Genomic DNA, 23,553 nt, shown 5'->3' with positions numbered 1-23,553 from the left:
CCGCCGACTCGGGCAACCAATGGCGCCGACTCGCGGGTGGGTCAGCGGCCGGACTCGGTGTACGCCGCGCCGCCGTGCTCGATGCTGGCGAGCGCAGCGGTGAGGCGGCGCAGGGTGAAGTCGGCGCAGCGCTCGGTGGCCTGCTCGAGGGTGCAGAACTCCGCCGAGCGGATCTCGCGGGCCTGGTAGACCGCGCGGTCGAGGATCGCCGGGTCGTGCACGCCGCCGTCGAAGACCAGGCAGAGCGCGTCGTCCCAGCCGCTCCACGGCGGCATCCAGTCGGTGAGGATCAGCTGACCGGGCTTGACGACCAGCCCGAGCTCCTCCTCGACCTCGCGGGCGGCGGCCAGCTGCGGGGACTCGCCCACCTCGACGACGCCGCCGGGCAGGTCCCAGTCCTTCTTGTAGGTCAGGTTGCACAGCAGCACCCGCCCGGAGGTGTCGCGCAGCAGCATCTGCCCGATCGCGCGCTTGCGGGGCAGGAAGGAGTTCAGCAGCGAGCGGAAGCTGGACGGGTCGCTGACCGGCGGGTCGTCGGCGAGCCGGGCGAGCACGACGTACTCGGTGGCCGCGGGCTGCTCGCCGGTGCCGGCGACGATGCGGCGCACGCCCTCGCGGCGCAGCCCGGCGCGGCTGGCCACGCGCAGCGCGGACTCGTTGGTGGGCTCGATGTGGGCCTCGACCCGGGTCAGGCCCAGTCCGCCCTGGCCGACCGCGGTGAGCGCCCAGTCGGCCAGCACCCGGACCGCGCGGGTGGCGTGGCCCCGGCCGCGGTGCCCGGCGTAGAGCACCCACTGCAGCTCGCCGGTGGTCTGGTCGTCGACGCGCAGCTGGCAGCCGCCGACCAGCTCGCCACCGGCCTCGATGGCGTAGCCGATGCGGTTGCTGGTGGAGAAGCGCTCGGTCCAGACGCGGATGGCCTGCCGGTGCTGGTCGGCGCTGGGGCCCTCCTCGACGCCGAGCCAGTGCAGGACTGGCTCGTCATGGCCTGCGATCGCGACCTCCACATCGGACTCGCGCCACGCACGCAGCGTGACCGTCCCGTCGGTGAGGCTGGGCTGCTCGGTCACGCCGCCACCCTAGCCACGTCGGGAAAGCCCGCGCCGCCCGGACCGGTCCGCAAGGTTCGCCGGCCGGTCCGCGGCAGCGACGGGTGATCAGTCAACGCGTCGCAACCACACCGTCGCCAGCGGCGGCACCACGATGTCGGCGTACGCCGGCTGGCCGAGGTGGCTGCCCTCGACCGCTGTCACGGCGCCGAGGTTGCCGACGCCGGAGCCGGTGTAGGTCGCCGCGTCGGTGTTGAGCACCTCCTCCCAGCGCCCGGCCGCGGGCAGGGCGAGCCGGTAGTCCTGGTGCGGCGTCGCGGCGAAGTTGGCCACGCAGACCAGGTCCGGCTCGCCGGGGGCGCGGCGGGCGAAGGAGAAGACGTTGTGCTCGGCGTCGTTGGCGTCCAGCCAGGCGAACCCGGCCGGCTCGTGGTCCTGGGCCCACAGCGCCGGCGTCTGGACGTACGTCGCGTTGAGGTCACGCACCAACGAGTGCACGCCGCGGTGCTCGGGGTGGTCCAGCAGCCACCAGTCCAGCTCCCGCGCCTCGGCCCACTCCGACTCCTGGCCCATCTCCGCGCCCATGAACAGCAGCTGCTTGCCCGGGTGGGCCCACATGAAGGCCAGGTAGGCGCGCAGGCCGGCCAGCTGCTGCCAGCGGTCGCCGGGCATCTTGCGCAGCAGCGAGCCCTTGCCGTGCACGACCTCGTCGTGGCTGATCGGCAGCACGTAGTTCTCCGACCACGCATAGACCAGCGAGAACGTCATCTCGCCGTGGTGGTGGACGCGGTGCACGGGCTCGTGCTGCACGTAGCCCAGCGAGTCGTGCATCCAGCCCATGTTCCACTTGAAGCCGAAGCCCAGGCCGCCCGCAGAGGTGGGCTGGGTGACGCCGGGCCAGGAGGTCGACTCCTCCGCGATCGTGGTGATGCCGGGGACGCGGCGATAGACGGTGGCGTTCATCTCCTGGAGGAACTGCATGGCCTCGAGGTTCTCGCGCCCGCCGTGCACGTTGGGCGTCCACTCGCCCTCCTCGCGGGAGTAGTCGAGGTAGAGCATCGAGGCGACGCCGTCCACGCGCAGCCCGTCGGCGTGGAACTCCTCCAGCCAGTAGATCGCGTTGGCGTAGAGGAAGTTGCGCACCTCGTGGCGACCGAAGTTGAAGATGTGCGAGCCCCACTCGCGGTGCCAGCCGCGCTGCGGGTTGGGGTCCTCATACAGCGGGGTGCCGTCGAAGCGGACCAGCGCCCACTCGTCGGTGGCGAAGTGCCCGGGCACCCAGTCCAGGATCACGCCGATCCCGGCCTGGTGCAGCCGGTCGACGAGCAGCCGGAACCCGTCGGGGTCGCCGAAGCGCGCGTCGGGTGCGAAGTAGGAGGTGACGTGGTAGCCCCACGACCCGCCGAACGGGTGCTGCATCACCGGCATCAGCTCGACGTGGGTGAAGCCCAGCTCCGCGACGTACGCCGGGAGCTCCTCGGCCAGCTGCTCCCAGCTGCGGTCGCGGCGCCAGGAGGCGAGGTGGAGCTCATAGATCGACATCGGGCGCGCGACGGCCGGCCGCTCGCCCCGGGTGCGCATCCACTCCTCGTCGCCCCAGGTGTAGGAGGACTCATAGACCCGCGAGGCGGTCTTCGGCGGCTCCTCGGCCCAGGTGGCCATCGGGTCGGCCTTCTCGCGCCACACCCCGTCGGCGCCGAGCACGGCGTACTTGTACGCCGTGCCGGACCCGACGCCGGGCACGAAGAGCTCCCAGACCCCGGAGGAGCCGAGCTGGCGCATCGGGTGCTCACGGCCGTCCCAGGCGTTGAAGTCGCCCTTGAGCCGGACCCCGCGCGCGTGCGGGGCCCACACCGCGAAGGAGGTGCCGGTGACCTCGCCGAGCACGCCGGGATAGCGGCGCACGTGGGCGCCGAGGGCCCGCCACAGCTCCTCGTGGCGCCCCTCGTTGACCAGGTGCAGGTCCATCTCACCGAGCGTCGGCAAGAAGCGGTAGGGGTCGTCGACGAGGGTCGGCTCGCCCTCGTAGGCCACCGAGATCCGGTAGTCCGGGACCTCGGTGAGCGGCAGCACGCCGACCCAGACGCCCTCGTACTCGTGCTCGAGGCGGGTCGCGGCGTGCCCGTCGGGGGTGGCGTGCTGGATGGTGACCGAGGAGGCCAGCGGGCGCAGCACCCGCACCGTCACCGCGCCCTGGTAGGGGTGGGCGCCGAGGATGCTGTGCGGGTCGCCGTGCTCGCCCCGCACCAGCTGGTCGAGCTCGCTGCGGTCCACGGGACGGCGGGTGGTCGGGTCGGTGGGGCGGTGGTTCATGAGGCTCCGATCCTCGCGATCGCGGTCAGCGGGATGGTGACCCAGCTCGGCCGGTTGCGCGTCTCGTAGACGGTCTCGTAGACGGCCTTGTCGGCGACGTAGGCGTCGAGCAGGATCTGCTGCTCGTCGGTGAGCGGGCCGCCGGCGTAGGCCTGCAGGAAGTGCTGCTTGTTGCGCTCGGCCCACTCCTCGGCGCGGTAGGCGCGCTGGGCGGCGCCCTCGAAGTCCTCCTCGGCCAGCGAGCGGGCCACGACCTGCGGGGCGTAGTCGAAGGAGCGCAGCATCCCGGCGACGTCGCGCCAGGGGGAGTCGGGCAGCTGGCGCTCGGCCAGCGTCTTGGCCGGCTCGCCCTCGAAGTCGACGATCTTCCAGCCCGCCGAGATGCGCAGGGTCTGGCCCAGGTGCAGGTCGCCGTGCACGCGCTGCACCTCGACCGCCCCCAGGCCGGCCAGCCGGTCGTACGCCGCGCGCAGCGCGTCGGCGTACTCCGCCAGCGGGGGTACGACGGCGAGCGCGTCGCTGAGCCGCTGCGTCATCGCGGCGGCCAGTTCGGCCGCGTCGCGCTGCTCGCGGCCGAACTGGGCGACGAGCACGGCGTGCACCTCGCGCAGCGCCTCGCCCAGCCGGGCCGCCTCTCCGGAGAAGTCGCCGCCGACCTCGTCGGCGTGCAGGTCGGCCTCGGCGAACAGGTCGCGCACGCTGGCCAGCGCCAGGTCCCAGCCGTCGGTGCCGGTGCGCAGGAACTCCTGGAGCATCGCCAGCTGCAGGACCGGTGCCTCGGGACCGCCGAGGTCGTCGGCGGCGTCGGCGCCCTCGGGGTCCGCGGCGCCGTGCTGGCCCTCGGGGTCGCTCCACTCCACCCAGCCGTAGAGCGCGGCGACGTGCTCGGAGCCGGCGCGGGTGAGCGCCTCGTGGACGGAGATGTCGGGGTTCGCGCCGGGGGTGACCTTGCGGAACACCTTCATCGCGGCGTGGTCGCCGAACAGCACGGTGGAGTTCGACTGCTCACCGGAGAACAGCGCGGCGGTCGCGTCGGGGGAGAGGTCGTGCCCGGGCATGCGGTGGAAGACCAGCCCGGAGTCCGGGTCGGTCCAGGCGCCGCCCTCGGCGGGCACGCCCGCCACGAAGGTGTGCAGCCAGGCCGCCATCGCGGCCCGGTCGTGCAGCGCGTCGTAGGCGTGGACCCAGCCGGCGCCGGGCTCCTCCCACCAGCCGATGAAGGCGTGGTCGAGGCGCTCGACCGGCTCGGCGTACAGCGCGAGCGGCACCTGGTAGAGCTCGGTGGTGGCCTCCCCGCCGGGCGCGTCGTCGTAGGTCAGCTCGACGAGGTGGTTGACCACCCGGGGCTCGACGCCGCCGGTGCCGGGCACGTCGCCGATGCGCCGGATGCCGCTCACCGTGAAGGAACGGCCCTTTCCGGCGAACCACCTGGTCTTGACCAGGTAGTCGGCGAAGATCTGGGGGTCGAGATGGGTGCTGGCGTGCTTGGTGTGTCTGGACTGGGGAGTCACAGCAACGTCGCCTCCTCGGTGTTGTCGGACTCGGCGAGCCGGAACCAGTAGAAGCCGTAGCCGCTCAGGGTGAGCAGGTAGGGCAGCTCGCCGATCCGCGGGAACGGCACGCCGCCGAGCAGCTCGACGGGGATCATCCCCTCGAAGCGGCGCAGGTCGAGCTCGACCGGTTGCGGGAAGCGGGAGAGGTTGTGCACGCACACGATCACGTCGCGGCTGCCGTCGGCCTGCTCGTGCTCGCGGGCATAGCTGAGGACCGAGGGGTTCGACCCGCCCAGGTCCACGAAGGAGCCGAGCCCGAACGCCGGGTGGTTGCGGCGGGCGTGGATCATCCGGCGCGTCCAGTGCAGCAGCGAGGAGGTGTTCTCCAGCTGGGCCTCGACGTTGACCGACTGGTAGCCGTAGACCGGGTCGTGGTTCAGCGGCAGGTGCAGCTTGCCCGGGGTCGCCGAGGAGAACCCGGCGTTGCGGTCCGGCGTCCACTGCATCGGGGTGCGCACGCCGTCGCGGTCACCGAGCCAGATGTTGTCGCCCATGCCGATCTCGTCGCCGTAGTAGAGGACCGGCGAGCCGGGCAGCGACAGCAGGAGCGCGCAGAAGAGCTCCATCTGGTTGATGTCGTTGTCCAGCAGCGGCGCGAGGCGCCGGCGGATGCCGATGTTGGCCTTCATCCGCGGGTCCTTGGCGTACTCGTTCCACATGTAGTCGCGGTCCTCGTCGGTGACCATCTCCAGGGTCAGCTCGTCGTGGTTGCGCAAGAAGATGCCCCACTGGCAGCCGCTCGGGATCGGCGGCGTCTGGTCGAGGATCTCCGAGATCGGGAACCGCGACTCGCGGCGCACCGCCATGAAGATGCGCGGCATCACCGGGAAGTGGAAGCACATGTGGCACTCGTCGCCGCCGGACTCGTAGTCGCCGAAGTAGTCCACGACGTCGGAGGGCCACTGGTTGGCCTCGGCCAGCAGCACCTTGCCGGGGTACTTCTCATCGACGAAGCGACGCACCTTCTTGAGGAAGTCGTGGGTCTCCGGGAGGTTCTCGCCGTTGGTGCCGGGTCGCTCGTAGAGGTACGGCACCGCGTCGAGGCGAAAGCCGTCCAGGCCCATGTCGAACCAGAACCCGATCGCCTCGAGGATCGCGTCGTGGACCGCGGGGTTGTCGAAGTTGAGGTCGGGCTGGTGGCTGAAGAACCGGTGCCAGTAGTACTGCTGGCGCACCGGGTCCCAGGTCCAGTTCGAGGGCTCGGTGTCGACGAAGATGATCCGCGCCTCGGAGTAGAGCTCGTCGGTGTCGGACCAGACGTAGAAGTCGCCGTACGGGCCGTCGGGATCCTCCCGGCTGGCCTGGAACCAGGGGTGCTGGTCGCTGGTGTGGTTCATGACGAAGTCGATGATCACGCGCATGCCGCGCGCGTGCGCCTCGTCGAGGAAGTGGTGGAACTCCTCGACCGTCCCGATCTCGGGAAGGATGTTGGTGTAGTCGGAGACGTCGTAGCCGCCGTCGCGCAGCGGCGAGGAGAAGAACGGCGGCAGCCACAGGCAGTCCACGCCGAGCCACTGCAGGTAGTCCAGCTTCTCGGTGAGGCCGCGGAAGTCGCCGATGCCGTCGCCGTTGGAGTCGCGGAACGAGCGGACCAGGACCTCGTAGAACACCGCGGTCTTGAACCAGTCCGGCGTGCTCGCCTGGTCGTCGGGGAACGGGTCGCCCTCGGGGCTCTGCCCCATCGGGCTCACGTGGGTGCCGGCGTCGGCTCGGGCGGGCGGCTCCGGGTCGGCGGGACGCCCCGGCTCGTCGGCCTGGGCGTCGTGCGGGAGGAGGTTCAGGGCGGTGTCCTTCGGGGCTGAGGGGCTCGGTGCGGAGCCTGTGGGGGAGTGCTCTCGCCGGTGGGCGGGGTCGCTCGGGACGGTCAACGCGTCCTCCTGACGCTGAGGATGTGGGCCGGCTCGTGCGCCGGGTCGAGCCGGACGTAGTTGTGCTGGCTCCAGGTCCAGTCCTGCCCGGTGATCTCGTCGTGGACACCGAACACCTCGCCCGCCTCCATCCCCATCGCGGGCAGGTCGAGGTGGACGGTCGTCTCCCGGGTGCCGTGCGGGTCGAGGTTGACCACGACGATCACGGTGTCCTCGGGGTCGGTGCGGGTCTTGGAGAACACCAGGATGTTCTCGTCGTCGCTGGAGTGGATGGCCACGTTGCGCAGCAGCTGCAGCGCCGGGTGACGGCGCCGGATCTCGTTGAGCCGGGTGAGGTACGGCGCGAGGGTGCGTCCATCGGCTGCGGCGCCCGCCCAGTCGCGGATGCGGATCTGGTACTTCTCGGAGTCGAGGTACTCCTCGCTGCCGGGGCGCACCGCGACGTGCTCGTAGAGCTCGTAGCCGGCGTACACGCCCCACGAGGGCGAGCCGGTGGCGGCGAGGGCCGCGCGCACCTTGAACGCCGCCGGGCCGCCGTACTGCAGGTAGGCGTGCAGGATGTCGGGGGTGTTGACGAAGAAGTTCGGGCGCATCAGGTGGTCGGACTCGCTCGCCAGCTCCCGGAGGTACTCCTCCAGCTCCCAGCGCGCGGTGCGCCAGGTGAAGTAGGTGTAGCTCTGGTGGAACCCGACCGCGCCGAGCCCGTGCATCATCGCCGGGCGGGTGAAGGCCTCGGACAAGAAGATCACGTCCGGGTCGGTGCGCCGGACCTCGGCGAGCAGCCACTCCCAGAACCTCAGCGGCTTGGTGTGCGGGTTGTCCACGCGGAAGATCCGCACGCCGTGCGACATCCAGTGCCGCACGATGCGCAGCACCTCCTGGGCGATGCCCTCGGGGTCGTTGTCGAAGTTGACCGGGTAGATGTCCTGGTACTTCTTCGGCGGGTTCTCGGCGTGCGCGATGGTGCCGTCCGCGCGGGTGGTGAACCACTCCGGGTGCGCGGCCACCCACGGGTGGTCGGGAGCGGCCTGCAGCGCCAGGTCGAGGGCGACCTCGATGCCGAGCCCGCGGGCGCGCGCCACGAAGGCGTCGAAGTCCTCGAGGGTGCCGAGGTCGGGGTGGATCGCGTCGTGCCCGCCGTGGCGCGACCCGATCGCCCAGGGGGAGCCGGGGTCGTCCGGGCCCGGGGTCAGGCTGTTGTTGGGGCCCTTGCGGTTGACCTCGCCGATCGGGTGGATCGGGGGGAGGTAGATGACGTCGAAGCCCATCTCCGCGACCGCGTCCAGCCGCTCGGCCGCGGTGCGGAAGGTGCCGGAGACCACCCGGCCGGTGACCGGGTCCACGGTGGCGCCCTCGGAGCGCGGGAAGAACTCATACCAGCTGCTGAACAGCGCCCGCTCCCGGTCGGCGTACGCCGGGAACGGGCCCTCGACGGTGAGGAGCTCGCGCAGCGGGTGGGCGTGGAGCACGGCCTCGAGCGCGGGGTCCTGGAGCGCGGCCAGGCGGGCCTCGACCGGGCGGGCGGTGTCGTTCGCAGCCGTCAGCGCCGCCTGCACGACGCGGCGGGCCTCGGTGAGCGCCTTCGCCCTGCCCTTGAGCTCACCCAGCACCCGCTCGAGCAGCAGCCGGCCCTCGGTGAACATCAGCTCGACGTCGACGCCGGCCGGGATCTTCAGCCCCGCGGCGTGCTGCCAGGTCGCGATCGGGTCGGACCACGCCTGGACCTCGAAGGTCCACGGCCCCTCGGCGTCGGGGACCACCTCGGCGTCGTAGCGGTCCGGCACCTCCGGGTGCGGCGTCATGCGCACCGGGGCTCGGCGTACGCCGTCGGGGCCGGTGAGCACGACGTCGGCCCCGAGGCGGTCGTGGCCCTCGCGGAAGACGGTCGCCCGCACGGGCAGGGGTTCTCCGACGGTGGCCTTGGCCGACTGGCGGCCGAGATCGACGACGGGATGGACGTTCATGACGGGGATGCGACCGACCATTGCTCCAACCTTGCTGGGAGGCGCTGACCCGGGGGCCTGTACCCAATGCCGGCATCCTGCCTCCGGCTCCGCGCGCCACATGGCGACCAGTGTGACGGTCGGTGTGGCGGTGCCGCGCCGTCCCGGGCCAGCGGTGGACGCCTGCGGCGGACGCCTGCGGCGGGGGCGGCGGCTGGGCTACGGTCGAGCGGTGCGCGCCATCCGACGACTCACCGTCCGCCCCGTCCTCCCGGCCGAGCTGGCTGCGCTGGGCGAGCTCGCCCTCAACCTGCGCTGGGTCTGGCACCCACCGACCCAGGACCTGTTCGCCGAGGTCGACCCCGACCTGTGGCACGCCCACGGTCACGACCCGGTCGCGCTGCTGGCCGCGGTCGGACCCGACCGGCTGGCCCAGCTGGCCGGTGACCCCGGGTTCCTGGAGCGGCTGGCCGCGGCGCGCGCCGCGCTGACGGCGTACCTCACCGGCGAGCGCTGGTACCAGCGCCGCCTGGCCGCGGGGGACCGGCTGCCCGCCGCGATCGGCTACTTCTCCCCGGAGTTCGGGATCACCGCCGTGCTGCCGCAGTACTCCGGCGGCCTCGGGATCCTCGCCGGTGACCACCTCAAGGCCGCGAGCGACCTCGGGGTGCCGATCGTCGGGGTGGGCCTGCTCTACCGCCACGGCTACTTCCGCCAGTCGCTGGCCCGCGACGGCTGGCAGCTGGAGTCCTACCCGACGCTCGACGCCGGCAGCGCGCCGATCTCGCTGCTGCGCGAGGCCGACGGCAGCGAGGCGGTCGTCCGCCTCGCGATGCCCGCCGGCCCCGACCTGGTCGCCCGGATCTGGGTGGCGCAGGTGGGCCGGGTGCCGCTGCTGATGCTCGACACCGACGTGGTCGGCAACCCCGAGCAGTACGTCGAGGTCACCGACCGCCTCTACGGCGGCGGCTCCGAGCACCGGCTGCGCCAGGAGATCCTGCTCGGCGTCGGCGGGATGCGGGCGCTGCGCGCCTACTCCCGGATCACCGGGCACCCGGCGCCCGAGGTCTTCCACACCAACGAGGGCCACGCGGGCTTCCTCGGCGTCGAGCGGCTGCGCGAGCTGAGCGCCGACGCCGACGGTCCTCGCCTCGGCCTCGACGCCGCGCTCGAGGTGAGCCGGGCCTCGACGGTCTTCACGACCCACACGCCGGTGCCCGCCGGCATCGACCGGTTCCCCCGCTCGCTGGTCGAGCAGTACTTCAGCACCGGCGGGGTCACCCCCGGCGTCCCGGTGGAGCAGGTGCTGGCCCTCGGCGTCGAGGACTACGCCGGCGGCGACCCGGGCGTGTTCAACATGGCGGTGATGGGCTTCCGGCTGGCCCAGCGCGCCAACGGCGTGTCCACGCTGCACGGCGAGGTCTCCCGCGACATGTTCCGCGGCCTGTGGCCGGCGTTCGACGAGGCCGAGGTGCCGATCGGGTCGATCACCAACGGCGTGCACGCACCGACCTGGGTGGCCCGCGAGCTGCTCGAGCTGGCGGCTCGCCACGGCGTCGACGTCGAGGGCGACGGCACCGACCCGGAGGCCTTCGACAAGCTCGTCGACACCGTGCCCGCCACGGACGTGTGGTCGCTCAAGCGCCGGCTGCGCGAGCGGCTGGTGGCCGAGGTCCGGCGCCGGCTGCGCGCCTCGTGGGAGGAGCGCGGCGCCGCACCCGCCGAGCTGGCCTGGACCGACGGGGTGCTCGACCCCGACGTGCTGACGATCGGGTTCGCGCGCCGCGTGCCGTCGTACAAGCGCCTGACGCTGATGCTGCGCGACCCCGAGCGGCTGCGGCGCCTGCTGCTGCACCCCGAGCACCCGGTCCAGCTGGTCGTCGCCGGCAAGGCGCACCCCGCCGACGACGGCGGCAAGCGGCTGGTGCAGGAGCTGGTGCGCTTCGCCGACGACCCGCAGGTGCGCCGGCGCATCGTGTTCCTGCCCGACTACGACATCGCGATGGCGCAGCCGCTCTATCCCGGCTGCGACGTGTGGCTCAACAACCCGCTGCGTCCCTACGAGGCGTGCGGCACCTCCGGCATGAAGGCGGCCCTCAACGGCGGGCTCAACCTGAGCATCCTCGACGGCTGGTGGGATGAGTGGTACGACGGTGCGAACGGCTGGGCGATCCCGTCCGCCGACGGCATCGAGGACACCGAGCGGCGCGACGACCTGGAGGCCGAGGCGCTCTACGACCTGCTCGAGGGCGAGGTCGCGCCGCGCTTCTACGACGTCGACGACGACGGCGTCCCGCAGCGCTGGGTGGACATGCTGCGCCACACCTGGCACTCCCTGGGCCCCAAGGTGCTCGCCACCCGGATGGTGCGCGACTACGTGCGCGCGCTCTACGCGCCCGCCGCCTTCTCGGCGGCGCGTCTCGACGCGGACTCCGCGCAGGGACTGGCGCAGTGGAAGCGCACCGTGCGCGAGCGGTGGCACGACGTCCGCGTCGAGCACCTCGAGGCCGACGTCCCGACCGAGGATCCGCGGGTCGGTGACGTGGTGAAGGTCAGCGTGTACGTCGCGCTCGGCGCGCTCACGCCCGACGACGTGGAGGTGCAGCTGCTGCGCGGCGCCGTCGCGGAGAACGGCGAGCTGATCGACCCGACCACCCGGGTGCTGACCGCGGGGGAGGGCTACGAGGGCGGGCGGCACCGCTACGACGGCCAGGTGGTCCTCGACCGCGCGGGCGCGGTCGGCTACGCGGTGCGGGTGCTGCCGCGCCACCCGCTGCTGGTGGCACCGACCGAGCTCGGGCTGGTCGCGCTGGCCTGAGCTCGGTCGGGCCGCCTCAGCGGGGGACGAACCAGCGCTGCGAGGAGGCCAGCGCCAGGGACTCGGCCTCGGTGAGCACGGGCTGCTCGGCGACCACCGGGCCGACCTTCTCGCCGGGGGTGTTGTAGGAGTCGATCCGCACGACGTACCCGTCCGGGGTGTAGAGGGTGACCATCAGCTCCTGGAAGGTGTCCGGCATGGCGTCGCCCTGGCTGGGGCGCGCCATCGAGTACCAGCCCGCGGGCGACTCGCGGCACTCGATGGCCGGGGATGTCAGGTAGGCGCCGGCGCACGCCTCGGCCGCGGTGGTGGCGATCTTCTCGCGCGCAGGACCGGTGGGGTCGACGGCGAGGGTGCTGCCGACGGCAGCGATCCCGTCCCAGCGCTGCAACGTCACCGAGGCCCCGCCGCCGTCGAGCGAGAAGTCCACCCGACGGCCCTCCAGCGGCGCGCCGAGGCGCGACGGGTTCGAGGTCTCGTGGGCGGCGACCGAGAGCCCGCTCAGCTCGCCGGCGCCGGCCAGCAGGTCGGTGGTGACCGCGAGGAGGGTCGGCTGGTCGGCGATCGCCCGGTCGGTCGGGACCACCGGGCCCTCGGTGTCCGCCTCACCCGGGCCGGGAGCGTCGGGCGGCTCGGTCGTCGCCGGCGGGGGCTCGGGCGCGCCGGCGACGGCCGGGCCCCGCGGGCCCGGGTCGGTCCCCACCAGCCCGGACGCCGACACGGCGAGGGCCACGACGGCCGCGGACGAGAGGGCGGCACCGGCCATGGCCAGGCGCCGCCCGCGGCGGCGCCGGGTGCCGCTCACCAGGGCGGCTTCGAGGATCCGGTCGGCGGTGGCGGGGTCGAGGTCGTCGGGGGCCTGGCGAAGCAGGTCGCCGAGCTGGAGATCGGTCATGAGAGGACTCCTTCGGGCAGCAGGTCGCTGAACGGGACGCCGAGGTGGTCACGCAGCCGGCGCAGGGCTCGCATCAGGCGCTTGCGGACGGCGCCGTTGCTGAGGTCGAGCAGACCGGCCACCTCGTCGGTGGAGAGGTCATCGAGGTAGCGCAGCACCACGATGGCCCGGTCGAGGGGGTCGAGCCCGGCGAGGGCCGCCATCAGGGTGAACCGCAGCTCGTCCTGCCCGGTCGGTGCCGGCGCGTCAGGGAACCGCTCCACCGGCCGCTCGTGGGTGCTGCGGCGCCGCTGCTGGCTGATCCAGGTGCGGGTCAGCGTGGTCTGGGCGTACGCCGCGGGGTTGGCGATCGCCGGCCCCACCGGCCGTACACCCGCGCCAGCGTCTCCTGCACGAGGTCCTCGGCCCGGTGCCGGTCGCCGCACAGCAGCCACGCGGACCGGTACAGGTGTGGCATCCGCGCCTGCGCGAACTCGGTGAAAGCGGCCTCCTGGGCCGCCCGCGCCTGGGTGCTCATGTCCCTCCTCGGGGTGGTCTACGTCCTGTTCGACGCAGCCCGAGCCGCGCGCGTCCCATGCCGGAAGGGGTGGGTTTCCCGGGGCGGGTCCCGCCCGGAGGTGGATGCTCAGGACCCCGGAGACTCCTGGAGCACCACGACGGCGCGGCGACCGATCACCAGCTGCTCACCGGCGTGCACCTCGGTGCCGACCGGGACCGCCTCGTCGGTGGAGAGCACGACGTGGCCGGCCTGCACCCAGTCGTTCTCCGGCAGGTCCACGACCTGCGGCAGCCAGCCGGCGTTGAACCACAGCATGAACGAGGAGTCGTGCTGCTGCTCCCCGCGCGGCCCCGGGGCGCTCAGCGGGTGGCCGTTGAGGAACATGCCGAGGATGCGCAGCTCGGGGTCGTGCCAGTCCGCGCTGCCCATCTCGCGCCCGCTGGGGTGCAGCCAGGCCAGGTCCTTGGGGCCGTCGACCATCGTCGGGCGTCCGGCGAACCAGTGCCGCTGCCGCAGCACCGGGTGCTCGCGGCGCAGCCGCAGCGCGGTCTTGGTGATCTCGTAGACGTCGAGCCAGGCGTCGTCGGGGCGCCAGTCGATCCAGGAGATCTCGTTGTCCTGGCAGTAGGGGTTGTTGTTGCCGCGCTGGGTGCGCCCGCGCTCGTCACCGGCGGTGAGCATCGGCACGCCGGTGGACAGGCACAGCGTCGCCATCAGGTTCGCCGCCTGGCGGCGTCGTACTGCGCACAGGGCGGGGTCGTCGGACTCGCCCTCGACCCCGTGGTTCCACGAGCGGTTGTTGTCGGTGCCGTCGCGGTTGTCCTCGCCGTTGGCCTCGTTGTGCTTGTGCTCGTAGGTGACCAGGTCGCGCACGGTGAACCCGTCGTGCGCGGTGATGAAGTTGATGGAGTTGTACGGCGAGCGCCCGTCGTCGGCGTACAGGTCGCTGGAGCCGGCGAGACGGGTGGCGACGGTGCGGATGCCGGGGGAGTGGTTGCGCCAGAAGTCGCGGATCTCGTCGCGGTACTGGTCGTTCCACTCCACCCACGGCGGCGGGAAGCCCCCGACGCGGTAGCCGTCCATCGAGGCGTCCCAGGGCTCGGCGATGAGCTTGACGTGCCGCAGCGCGGGATCCTGCCCGATGGCGGTGAGCAGGTGCGAGCGCATGTCGACGCGGTGCTCGGTGCGGGTCAGCGCCGACATCAGGTCGAAGCGGAAGCCGTCGACGTGCATCTCCGTGACCCAGTAGCGAAGCGAGTCCAAGATGAGGCGCAGCGCGAACGGGGAGGAGGCGTCGACGGTGTTGCCGCACCCGGTGACGTCCCAGTAGTCGTCGGGGGCCGTGCCGCCGGGCGCGCCGGGGCCGACGCGCTGGTAGATGTGGTCGTCGAGGCCGCGGAAGGACAGCGTCGGACCGAGCGGGCCACCCTCGGCGGTGTGGTTGTAGACCACGTCGAGGATCACCTCGAGACCGGCGTCGTGGAAGGCCTTGACCATGGCCTTGAACTCCGTGACCTGCTGGCCTCGGTCGCCCGCGGAGGAGTAGGCGTGGTGGGGCGCGAAGAAGCCGATCGAGTTGTAGCCCCAGTAGTTGGTCAGGCCGCGCCGGACCACGCCGGGCTCGGAGACGAACTCGTGCACCGGCAGCAGCTCCACTGCGGTGACGCCGAGGTCGCGCAGGTAGTCGATGACGGCCGGTGAGGCGAGTCCCGCGTAGGTGCCGCGTAGCTCCTCGGGCACCCGGTCGTGCAGCTGGGTCATGCCCTTGACGTGCAGCTCATAGATCACCGTGTCGCGCCAGCGCCGCCGCAGCGGGACCTCCCCGCCCCAGTCGAAGTCGTCGTGGTGCACGACGCTGCGTGGCACGTACGGCGCGGAGTCGGTGGTGCTGCGCGTCTGCGGCGAGTCCAGCACGTAGCCGAAGATGGCCGGGTCGACCCTCACGTCGCCCGACACCGCCCGGGCGAAGGGGTCCAGGAGCAGCTTGTCGACGTTGAACCGGGCCCCGCGCGCGGGGTCCCACGGGCCGTCGACGCGGTAGCCGTAGCGGGTGCCCGGTGCGAGGCCGGGGAGCGCGCCGTGCCAGATGCCGAGCTGCTGCTCGAACAGCTCGTGGCGCTGCTCGCCGCCCTCGTCGTCGAAGACGCAGACCCACGCCGCGGTGGCCTGCGGGGCATGGACGGCGAAGTTGGTGGCCTCGGGGGACCAGGTGGCCCCGAGCGGGAAGTTGCGACCGGGCCAGACCGCCGCACGCTCGCCGAGGTGCTTCCAGGGACGGGGGCTCACCACGTCAGTCTCGCAGGACGTGCACAATGCGGGGCGCATGATGCAGACCCGTGACCTAGCCCGGTCCGGGCGCCAGCTCGTCCGGAACCGGGCCCGAGAGAGACGAGACGTGTGATGGCGGAGTACGTGCGGCTGGAGGTCGAGGACGGCGTCGGGACGATCCGGCTCGATCGGCCCAAGATGAACGCGCTGGATGCTCAGATGCAGGAGGAGATCCGCGCCGCGGCCACTGAGGCGAGCCGACGCGAGGACGTCAAGGCCGTGGTCGTGTACGGCGGGGAGCGGGTCTTCGCGGCCGGCGCCGACGTCAAGGAGATGGTCGACATGTCCTACACCGACATGGTCCGGCGCTCGGGGGACCTGCAGGCCTGCTTCACCGCTGTCGCGCAGATCCCGAAGCCGGTCGTCGCGGCGGTCACCGGCTACGCCCTCGGCGGCGGCTGCGAGCTCGCGCTCTGCGCCGACGTACGCTTCGCCGCCGACAACGCGGTGCTCGGTCAGCCCGAGATCCTCCTCGGGATCATCCCGGGCGCCGGCGGCACCCAGCGCCTGACCCGCCTGGTCGGCCCCGCCAAGGCCAAGGACATCGTGTTCACCGGCCGCTTCGTCCAGGCCGACGAGGCGCTCGCGATCGGGCTGGTCGACCGGGTCGTGCCCGCGGCCGACGTGTACGCCGCGGCGGTGGCCTGGGCGAAGCAGTTCGTCGGCGGCGCGACGTACGCCATCCGGGCGGCGAAGGAGAGCATCGACCGCGGCCTCGAGGTCGACCTCGGCACCGGTCTGGAGATCGAGCGCCAGCAGTTCGCGGCGCTGTTCGCCACCGAGGACCGCACCATCGGGATGCGCTCGTTCATCGACAACGGGCCGGGCAAGGCGGGCTTCGTCGGTCGCTGACCACGCCCGCCGCCACGGGTGTGCGATCCTCTGCCGGTCTGGTCCGAGGATCGCGGAGGAACCCACGTGGCACGTCAGAGCAGCACCACCACCCTCAACGGCACAGCACGGGTGCGACGGACCGTCGCGCAGGTCGCCTGGACGATCTGCGCGCTCCTCGCGCTCGTGCTGGCCCTGGGGGCGCTCCTGGTCGCGATCGATGCGACCAACGAGTCCAACGACCTGGTCCGCTTCGTGCTCCAGGTCGCCGACGCCGTCGACCTCGGCGTCTTCTCCCGCGACGCCGGTGTCATGCAGTTCGACAGCGAGACCCAGAACGCGCTGCTCAACTGGGGCCTGGCGGCCATCGCCTGGCTGGTGATCGGGCGGCTGCTGGAGCGGATCATCCGGCCCTGATCGGGTCGTGCAGGGGAGCAGCACGGATTTCCGGCGTGTTACAGGTCACTCACGATGTGAGAAGATATATCTGAAACCGTATATTTTCTCAGGTTCGGTCCTAGGTTCTGCCTCAGACCGGTGTCCCCGGTCACGCCGCGACTTCGTGGAGGAGTCGTGGTCCCGCAGGTCGCTGCACGGGCGGCCACGGAGAGGGAGAGACATGACCACCACCTCGTTCCGCCGCCGCGCCGCGGCGGTCGCCACCGGCACGCTCGCCGCCGGTGCACTCAGCTTCGTCCCGGCCATGGCCGGGCTCAGCGCCGCACACGCGGCCCCGACCGACCTTGGCTACAGCTGTGTCATGAGCGGCTTCGGCGCGCCGGTGACCCTGGACTCGACGCTCAGCATCGAGGTCGGCACGCCGACCGAGGCTGTGGCTCCGGGTGCCGCGTTCACCTCGCAGATCTCGGCCACGCTGGACATGGGCACCACTGCCATGGGTCCGGTGAGCCGTCTGAGCGGCACCATCGACGTCGCGGTGCTCGTCGCCGGCGAGTCGAAGACCGTCACCATCCCGGTGGCGGACTGGACCCCCGCCTCCGCGCCGCTGGTCTTCACCGGCACCACGAGCTCCGAGCTGACCGCGCCGGCCACCGCGGGGGACGCCCCCATCGAGGTCGGCGCGGTGAGCGCCGCCCTGACGGCCACGGTGATGGGCATGACCGCGCCGGTCAACGTCCCGTGCACCGCTGACGCGGGCCAGGACCAGAAGGTCGGCGCCGTCACGGTCGGCGACGCCCCGAGTCCCGAGGTCCCCGCCGGCGTGGCGAACGCCTACGACTGCGAGTACGGCACGTTCGGCGCCTTCGGTGCCACCTTCTACACAGTGCTCGACACCTCGGTGAAGGCCACGCAGGGCAAGAAGGCCACCGTTCCGGTGACCTCGACCCTGGTGTGGAGCGAGGAGTGGACCGCCATGGCCGGCCGCATCGCCATGACCTTCCGCAACGGTGCCGCGCAGGCGGCCACCAGTGCCGGCCCGATCGGCCTCACCTTCTCCGACACCGCGGTCCCGGCCGCGGGTGAGCCGATGGTCTGGAACGCGAGCGGCTCTCTCGCCCTCGACACCTCCGCCGCCGGCGTGAAGGCAGTGGTTCCTGCCGACATCGCGCTGACCGTCGAGGCGTCGAACCGCTTCACCGGTGGCACCTACTCCGCCGCGGAGCTCGACTGCACCCTCGTCGGCGACGCCGCCACCCTGGGCGACATCACCGTCGACAAGGGGGCGGTCGTCACCGCTGCCGCGACCAAGACCACGGTCAAGACGGCGTACGCCAAGAAGGCCAAGAAGCTCACGGCCAAGGTCACGGTCACCTCGGCCAAGGCCAAGCCCGCCGGCAAGGCGACCCTGGTCCTGAAGAAGGGCAAGAAGCAGGTCGGCAAGGCGACCGTCAACATCAAGAAGGGCACGGCCAAGGCTGTCTTCAAGAAGATCGCCAAGGGCAACTACAAGCTCGTCGTGAAGTACGCCGGCAACAAGAACTTCAAGGCGTCGAACAAGACGGTCACCGTCAAGATCAAGTGACCCACCGGCCGGCCTGATCGCAGGTCGGCACCGCACCGCGCATCACGAGGAACGGCCCCGGCGAACTGCACGCCGGGGCCGTTCTGCGTCCCTGCTCACAGGTCTGGACCGTCCGTCGTACGGGACCGATGCGGCGGATCCACCGTGCCACTGGCACTGTGAGCGACTGTGAGATTGCCGACCGCGGACATGTGTTTTGACGCACCGCATCTGTCGGTAGCCTCGCGTTCACATCCGAGTCCACAGGAGGGGCCGTCCCGGCCATCGCCATGAACATTCTTGTCTGTGTGAAGTACGTGCCCGACGCCACTGCTGACCGGCAGTTCGAGTCGGACAACACCGTCGACCGCGTCGGCGTCGACGGCCTGCTGTCGGAGCTCGACGAGTACGCCGTCGAGCAGGCTCTCCAGATCAAGGAGAAGGCCGGCGACGACACCGAGGTGACCGCGCTGTGCGTCGGTCCGGAGAAGGCCGTGGACGCTGTCCGCAAGGCCCTCCAGATGGGTGCCGACAAGGCCATCCACGTCCTCGACGACGCCATCGCCGGCTCCGACTACATCGCCACCTCACTGGTGCTCGCCAAGGCCATCGAGAAGGCCGGCCCCGTCGACCTGGTCGTGTGCGGCATGGCCTCGACCGACGCGTCGGGCAGCGTCGTCCCGGCGATGCTCGCCGAGCGGCTCAACCTGCCCCAGGTCACCTTCGCCTCGGTCATCGAGACCCAGGGCGACCAGGTGCGCGTCAAGCGCGACGGCGACACCGCGACCGAGGTCATCGGCGGCACCATGCCGCTGGTCCTCTCGGTGACCGACCAGTCCGGCGAGGCCCGCTACCCCTCGTTCAAGGGCATCATGGCCGCGAAGAAGAAGCCGCTCGAGACCTGGTCGCTCGCCGACCTGGGTGTCGACGCCGCCGAGGTCGGCCTGGGTGCTGCGTGGACCGAGGTCCTCGAGACCGCTGCCCGCCCGCCGCGCACGGCCGGCGAGATCGTCAAGGACGAGGACGGCTCCGGCGCCACCGCGCTGACCGGCTTCCTCGCGTCGAAGAAGTTCATCTGAGCCCCGGCTCAGAGTGCGTAGAGGAGCGAGTCACTGATGTCTGAAGTTCTGGTTCTCGTCGACCACGTCGACGGTGCGATCCGCAAGCCCACCCTCGAGCTGCTGGCCCTCGCCAAGCGCCTCGGCGAGCCCTCGGCCGTCTTCATCGGCGCCGCCGCCCAGGCCTCCGCGGCCGCGGAGAAGCTCGCCGCGTTCGGTGCCGAGAAGGTCTACGTCGTCGACGACGCACAGGTGAAGGGCTACCTGGTGGCCCCGAAGGCGGAGGTCCTCCAGCAGCTGGTCGAGAAGACCTCGCCCGCCGCGGTCCTCATCGTCTCCGGCTACGAGGGCAAGGAGATCGCGGCCCGTCTCGCGATCAAGACCAAGTCCGGCCTGATCACCGACGCCGTCGACGTGCAGGAGGGCCCGGTGACCACGCAGAGCGTGTTCGCCGGCAACTTCACCGTCACCGCGAAGGTCACCCAGGGCACCCCGATCATCACGGTCAAGCCCAACTCGACCAGCCCGGTCGAGGGGGCCGGCGCCGGCGCCGTCGAGGAGTTCGCCGCGACGATCTCCGACGACGCCAAGAAGGCGCAGATCGTGGCCGCCCAGCCGCGCAAGGCCACCGGGCGCCCCGAGCTCACCGAGGCCGCGATCGTGGTCTCCGGCGGCCGTGGCACCGGCGGCAACTTCGAGCCGGTCGAGGGCCTCGCCGACGCCCTCGGTGCGGCGGTCGGCGCCTCGCGTGCCGCCGTCGACTCCGGCTGGATGCCGCACACCTTCCAGGTCGGCCAGACCGGCAAGACGGTGTCGCCGCAGCTCTACGTCGCCAACGGCATCTCCGGTGCGATCCAGCACCGCGCCGGCATGCAGACCTCGAAGACCATCGTCGCGGTCAACAAGGACGAGGAGGCGCCGATCTTCGAGCTCGTCGACTTCGGCGTCGTCGGCGACCTGCACGCGGTCCTCCCGGCTGCCACCGAGGAGATCAACAAGCGCAAGGGCTGAGTCCCGACCCGCCACGACCAAGGCTCCCCGGCTCCGGCCGGGGGGCCTTCGTCGTCTCCGGGGGTGCGACGATCGCGCCATGGATCCCTTCGCCGCGGTCGGTGCCTCCCTCCACCCCCTCGAGGGCGGCTGGTCGGGTGAGACGTTCCTGGCCCAGGCCGGGGGCGAGCGCAGCGTGGTGCGCCTCTTTGCCCACCCGCGCCATCCCGTGGAGGCCGCGCAGATCCAGGCCTCGCTGCTGCGCCTGGTGCGCGGCCTGGTCCCGGCGCCCGAGGTGCTGGAGGTACGCCGCGCGGACCCCGCCGCGGGGCTGCCGGCGCTGCTGGTCACGCAGTGGCTGCCCGGCACCCGCCTCGACCTGATCCTGCCCACGCTCGACGACACCGGCCAGCACCGGGTGGGGGAGGCGGTGGGCCGTCTGGTCGGCACCCTCGGCGGGATGCCGTTCCTGCACCACGGGCTCTTCACCGACGGCGACCTGCACCTCGCGCCGTTCACCCGGCCGGAGGAGCAGTCGCTCGGGGAGGTCGGGGAGCGCGCTCGCGCGCTGCTCGACACCGAGGGGCGCGCCTGCCTGGTCCACAGCGACCTGAGCCCCCAGAACCTCCTGGTGGACCCCGAGACGCTGGCGGTCACCGGCCTCGTGGACTGGGAGCTCGCGCACGCGGGACACCCGTTCACCGACCTGGGCAGCGTGCTGCGCTTCGAGAGGCAGCCGGCCTACGTCGCCGGCGTCCTGCAGGGGTACGCCGCGTTGCGCGGCACCGACCCCGACCGGGCGCTGGAGCTGGCCCGGTGCGCGGACCTGAGCGCCCTCGCCGAGTTGGCCGCGCGAGCGGGGGAGAACCCCGTGGCCGACCGGGCCGCTCAGCGACTCGAGGCCATCCTCGCCGCCGGGGACGTCCACGCGGTCGAGGACCCGGTCTGAGGCTGTCGGCGCCGCACTAGGCTCGGAGCATGAGCATCGAGCAGGACGTCATCGCCGTTGCCCGTCGCGCCCGCGAGGCCAGCCACGCCCTGGCGCTCGCCACCCGGGCGCAGAAGGACGCCGCCCTGCACGCGATGGCCGACGGGCTGCTCGCGCGCAGCTCCGAGGTGCTGGCGGCCAACGCCGAGGACGTCGAGCGGGCCGAGGCGGGCGGCACCCCCGCCAACATCGTCGACCGGCTGCGGCTGACCCCCGAGCGCCTCGAGGCGATGGCCCAGGGGCTGCGCGACGTCGCCGGGCTCGCCGACCCGGTGGGCGAGGTGGTGCGCGGCAGCACGCTGGCCAACGGCCTGGAGATGCGCCAGCTGCGGGTGCCGTTCGGCGTGGTCGGGATGATCTACGAGGCCCGCCCCAACGTCACCGCCGACGCCGCCGGCATCTGCCTGAAGTCCGGCAACGCCGTGCTGCTGCGCGGCAGCTCCAGCGCGCGCTCGAGCAACGCCGCGATCGTCGCGGTGCTGCGCGACGCGGTGGCGTCCGCCGGCCTCGGGGCCGACGTGGTCCAGCTGGTGCCGGGCGACAGCCACGACAGCGTCAAGGCGCTGATGCGCGCCCGCGGCCACGTCGATGTGCTGATCCCGCGCGGCGGCGCCGGGCTGATCCGCTCGGTCGTCGAGGAGTCCACGGTCCCCGTGATCGAGACCGGCACCGGCAACTGCCACGTCTACGTCGACGCGGGCGCTGACCAGGACAAGGCGCTGGCCGTCGTGCTCAACGCCAAGACCCACCGCACGAGCGTGTGCAACGCCGCGGAGTCGCTGCTGGTGCACGCCGACATCGCGGACACCTTCGTGCCGCGGGTGGTGACCGCCCTGCAGGAGGCCGGCGTGACCGTGCACGGGGACGCGGCGTTCGCGGCGTACGACGGGGTCGTGGCGGCCACCGAGGAGGACTGGGACACCGAGTACCTCTCCCTCGACATCTCCGCGGCCGTGGTGCCCGACCTGGACACGGCGATCGCCCACATCCGCCGGCACTCCAGCGGTCACACCGAGGCGATCCTCACCGAGGACCTGGGCGCGGCGCGCCGGTTCACCGCCGCGGTGGACTCCGCGGCGGTGCTCGTCAACGCCTCGACCCGGTTCACCGACGGCGGGGAGTTCGGGTTCGGCGCCGAGATCGGGATCAGCACCCAGAAGCTGCACGCGCGCGGCCCGATGGGTCTGACGGAGATGACCTCGACCAAGTTCGTCGTCACCGGCGACGGCCACGTGCGCTGACGTCGGCGGGGACCGGTAGTCTGTGCCCATGCTGAACGCTCTGACGACCGTGCTCGCCGCCGAGGGAACCCACCACGAGATCAACCACGCGCTCTCGTGGGGCATCGGCGCGCTGATCCTGGTGATCATGCTCGGCCTGCTGATCGGCCTGGTCAGCTTCGGCGCGGGCCGCGAGCACAGCTGAGAACCGCACCCGAGGTGAGCGACGCCGCGCCGCGGCCCCGACGCGTCGGGGTCATGGGCGGCACGTTCGACCCCATCCACCACGGCCACCTGGTCGCCGCCTCCGAGGTCCAGGCCTGGTTCGACCTCGACGAGGTCGTGTTCGTGCCGACCGGCGACCCGTGGCAGAAGTCCGACCGCGTGGTCAGCCCGGCCGAGCACCGCTACCTGATGACGGTGATCGCCACGGCGTCGAACCCGCGGTTCACGGTGTCCCGGGTCGACATCGACCGGGCCGGACCGACCTACACCCGTGACACGCTGAAGGACCTCCACGCCGCGATGCCGGATGCGGAGCTCTACTTCATCACCGGCGCCGATGCGCTCACCGAGATCTTCACCTGGCGCGACCCCGACGAGCTGTTCGCGCTCGCGCACTTCGTCGGCTGCACCCGTCCCGGCTACACGATGGACCCCTCCACGCTCTCCTCGATCCCCGTCGACCGGGTGACCATGGTGGAGATCCCCGCGCTGGCCATCAGCTCCACCGACTGCCGTCGCCGTTCCGAGCGCGGCGAACCCGTCTGGTACCTCGTGCCCGACGGCGTCGTCCAGTACGTCGCCAAGCACGACCTCTACCCCCAGACCACCGAAGCACCGGGAGAACCCGCATGACCGCCACCGATCGAGCCGTCGCGCTCGTCCACGTCGCCGCCCGCGCGGCCAGCGACAAGCTCGCCACCAACCTGCTCGCCTTCGACGTGAGCGAGCAGCTCGCGATCACCGACGCCTTCCTGCTCGCCTCCGCCTCCAACGACCGTCAGGTGAAGGCGATCGTGGACGAGGTCGAGGACAAGCTGCGCGAGGTCGACGCCAAGCCGATCCGCCGCGAGGGCGAGCGCGACGGTCGCTGGGTCCTGCTGGACTACGGCGACGTGGTCATCCACGTGCAGCACGAGGAGGAGCGCGAGTTCTACGCCCTCGAGCGGCTGTGGCGCGACTGCCCGGTCATCACGCTGCCGGCCGACCTCGACGGCCCGCCCCGGGCCTGAGC

At 72.0% G+C, this 23,553-nt stretch carries 20 protein-coding genes; 11 read left to right on the top strand and 9 right to left on the bottom strand.

Annotation, left to right across the window (positions count from 1 at the left end; translation table 11 throughout):
- Nucleotides 1–41: 41 nt before the first annotated feature.
- The 5 genes from GFH29_RS14120 to GFH29_RS14100 form a co-directional block, all read right to left on the bottom strand.
- Nucleotides 42–1,070 carry an NUDIX hydrolase gene (locus GFH29_RS14120; RefSeq protein WP_153324460.1) on the bottom strand — a complete coding sequence of 343 codons (1,029 nt, stop codon included), beginning with the start codon at nt 1,068–1,070 and terminating at the stop codon, nt 42–44.
- Nucleotides 1,071–1,157: 87 nt separating this feature from the next.
- On the bottom strand, nt 1,158–3,362 hold the full coding sequence (glgB, locus tag GFH29_RS14115; RefSeq protein WP_153324459.1) for a 1,4-alpha-glucan branching protein GlgB: 2,205 nt from the start codon (nt 3,360–3,362) through the stop codon (nt 1,158–1,160).
- On the bottom strand, nt 3,359–4,873 hold the full coding sequence (locus GFH29_RS14110) for a maltokinase N-terminal cap-like domain-containing protein (protein WP_153324458.1): 1,515 nt from the start codon (nt 4,871–4,873) through the stop codon (nt 3,359–3,361). Before GFH29_RS14110 ends, glgB begins: the two co-directional genes overlap by 4 nt.
- A complete protein-coding gene (gene treS / locus GFH29_RS14105) occupies nt 4,870–6,597 on the bottom strand; it encodes a maltose alpha-D-glucosyltransferase (RefSeq protein WP_153325797.1) in 1,728 nt (575 codons plus the stop codon). The genes GFH29_RS14110 and treS overlap by 4 nt, the downstream gene beginning before the upstream one ends.
- A gap of 182 nt (nt 6,598–6,779) precedes the next feature.
- Nucleotides 6,780–8,768, bottom strand: a complete 1,989-nt coding sequence (locus GFH29_RS14100) for an alpha-1,4-glucan--maltose-1-phosphate maltosyltransferase (RefSeq protein ID WP_153324457.1) — start codon at nt 8,766–8,768, stop codon at nt 6,780–6,782.
- Between the two features lie 190 nt (nt 8,769–8,958).
- Between GFH29_RS14100 and glgP the strand changes: the two genes are divergently transcribed.
- Complete coding sequence (glgP, locus tag GFH29_RS14095; RefSeq protein ID WP_153324456.1) at nt 8,959–11,544, top strand: alpha-glucan family phosphorylase; 2,586 nt, start codon at nt 8,959–8,961, stop codon at nt 11,542–11,544.
- A 16-nt stretch (nt 11,545–11,560) separates the two neighbouring features.
- Here the strand turns inward: glgP and GFH29_RS14090 are convergent, their stop codons facing one another.
- The 4 genes from GFH29_RS14090 to glgX all read right to left on the bottom strand — a co-directional run bounded on the left by GFH29_RS14090 (nt 11,561) and on the right by glgX (nt 15,224).
- Nucleotides 11,561–12,439 (bottom strand): hypothetical protein, encoded by an 879-nt coding sequence (locus tag GFH29_RS14090; protein ID WP_153324455.1) that lies wholly within the window; start codon nt 12,437–12,439, stop codon nt 11,561–11,563.
- A complete protein-coding gene (locus tag GFH29_RS14085) occupies nt 12,436–12,801 on the bottom strand; it encodes a sigma-70 family RNA polymerase sigma factor (protein ID WP_228387501.1) in 366 nt (121 codons plus the stop codon). Before GFH29_RS14085 ends, GFH29_RS14090 begins: the two co-directional genes overlap by 4 nt.
- Nucleotides 12,753–12,956 (bottom strand): sigma factor, encoded by a 204-nt coding sequence (locus tag GFH29_RS20720; protein WP_228387500.1) that lies wholly within the window; start codon nt 12,954–12,956, stop codon nt 12,753–12,755. Before GFH29_RS20720 ends, GFH29_RS14085 begins: the two co-directional genes overlap by 49 nt.
- A 108-nt stretch (nt 12,957–13,064) precedes the next feature.
- Entirely contained in the window at nt 13,065–15,224 is a 2,160-nt protein-coding gene (gene glgX / locus GFH29_RS14080; RefSeq protein WP_228387499.1) for a glycogen debranching protein GlgX, read from the bottom strand.
- A 114-nt stretch (nt 15,225–15,338) separates the two neighbouring features.
- On the opposite strand from glgX, the gene GFH29_RS14075 reads away from it, so the two are divergent.
- The 10 genes from GFH29_RS14075 (at nt 15,339) to rsfS (ending at nt 23,551) form a co-directional block, all read left to right on the top strand.
- On the top strand, nt 15,339–16,118 hold the full coding sequence (locus GFH29_RS14075) for an enoyl-CoA hydratase/isomerase family protein (protein ID WP_153324453.1): 780 nt from the start codon (nt 15,339–15,341) through the stop codon (nt 16,116–16,118).
- A 66-nt stretch (nt 16,119–16,184) separates the two neighbouring features.
- Complete coding sequence (locus GFH29_RS14070) at nt 16,185–16,514, top strand: hypothetical protein (RefSeq protein ID WP_153324452.1); 330 nt, start codon at nt 16,185–16,187, stop codon at nt 16,512–16,514.
- A gap of 202 nt (nt 16,515–16,716) precedes the next feature.
- Nucleotides 16,717–18,081 (top strand): Ig-like domain repeat protein, encoded by a 1,365-nt coding sequence (locus GFH29_RS14065; protein ID WP_153324451.1) that lies wholly within the window; start codon nt 16,717–16,719, stop codon nt 18,079–18,081.
- Nucleotides 18,082–18,350: 269 nt separating this feature from the next.
- Nucleotides 18,351–19,139 (top strand): electron transfer flavoprotein subunit beta/FixA family protein, encoded by a 789-nt coding sequence (locus tag GFH29_RS14060; RefSeq protein WP_153324450.1) that lies wholly within the window; start codon nt 18,351–18,353, stop codon nt 19,137–19,139.
- A gap of 36 nt (nt 19,140–19,175) precedes the next feature.
- Nucleotides 19,176–20,129, top strand: a complete 954-nt coding sequence (locus tag GFH29_RS14055; RefSeq protein ID WP_153324449.1) for an electron transfer flavoprotein subunit alpha/FixB family protein — start codon at nt 19,176–19,178, stop codon at nt 20,127–20,129.
- Nucleotides 20,130–20,208: 79 nt separating this feature from the next.
- A complete protein-coding gene (locus tag GFH29_RS14050) occupies nt 20,209–21,057 on the top strand; it encodes a phosphotransferase family protein (RefSeq protein ID WP_153324448.1) in 849 nt (282 codons plus the stop codon).
- A gap of 29 nt (nt 21,058–21,086) precedes the next feature.
- Nucleotides 21,087–22,337, top strand: coding sequence for a glutamate-5-semialdehyde dehydrogenase (locus tag GFH29_RS14045; RefSeq protein ID WP_153324447.1), 1,251 nt, complete (start codon nt 21,087–21,089; stop codon nt 22,335–22,337).
- Nucleotides 22,338–22,365: 28 nt separating this feature from the next.
- Entirely contained in the window at nt 22,366–22,521 is a 156-nt protein-coding gene (locus GFH29_RS20715) for a hypothetical protein (RefSeq protein WP_194288952.1), read from the top strand.
- A 14-nt stretch (nt 22,522–22,535) separates the two neighbouring features.
- Nucleotides 22,536–23,174 carry a nicotinate-nucleotide adenylyltransferase gene (nadD, locus tag GFH29_RS14040; RefSeq protein ID WP_228387497.1) on the top strand — a complete coding sequence of 213 codons (639 nt, stop codon included), beginning with the start codon at nt 22,536–22,538 and terminating at the stop codon, nt 23,172–23,174.
- The gene (gene rsfS, locus GFH29_RS14035) at nt 23,171–23,551 is read left to right on the top strand and encodes a ribosome silencing factor (RefSeq protein WP_153324445.1); all 381 of its coding nucleotides are present in this window, start codon (nt 23,171–23,173) and stop codon (nt 23,549–23,551) included. Before nadD ends, rsfS begins: the two co-directional genes overlap by 4 nt.
- Nucleotides 23,552–23,553: the final 2 nt, after the last annotated feature.

The sequence above is a fragment of the Nocardioides sp. dk884 genome, from assembly GCF_009557055.1.
Classification (GTDB): domain Bacteria; phylum Actinomycetota; class Actinomycetes; order Propionibacteriales; family Nocardioidaceae; genus Nocardioides.
Note: the sequence above shows the minus strand (reverse complement) of the source record. Positions and strands in the feature narration are given on the sequence as shown.